The following is a 220-nucleotide window of genomic DNA, read 5'->3' as shown; positions in this document are numbered from 1 at the left end:
CCCCCCTCCTCCTCCATCCCCCCTCACCCACACCACACCCCTCACCACCACCATCATCACCACCTCCATCATCAACCCCCTCCTCTCCCCCCCCCCTCCACGCACGCCTCCACCCTCCCTCGAACTCCCCCTCTCCCCATTCACCGCCCACGCCCCCTCCCTCCTCCTCAACAACCCAACGCACCCCAACCATTTCACACTCCTCCTCACCCACTTCTCC

Annotated in this window: 1 protein-coding gene; it reads right to left on the bottom strand. The window is 65.9% G+C overall.

Going from position 1 to position 220, the window contains the following annotated elements; genetic code table 11:
* The coding region (locus FS507_RS20200; protein ID WP_222121494.1) for a hypothetical protein at positions 1-220 on the bottom strand (220 nt) is incomplete at both ends.

This window comes from Corynebacterium glyciniphilum AJ 3170, assembly GCF_007673095.1.
Taxonomy (GTDB): domain Bacteria; phylum Actinomycetota; class Actinomycetes; order Mycobacteriales; family Mycobacteriaceae; genus Corynebacterium.
Note: the sequence above shows the minus strand (reverse complement) of the source record. Positions and strands in the feature narration are given on the sequence as shown.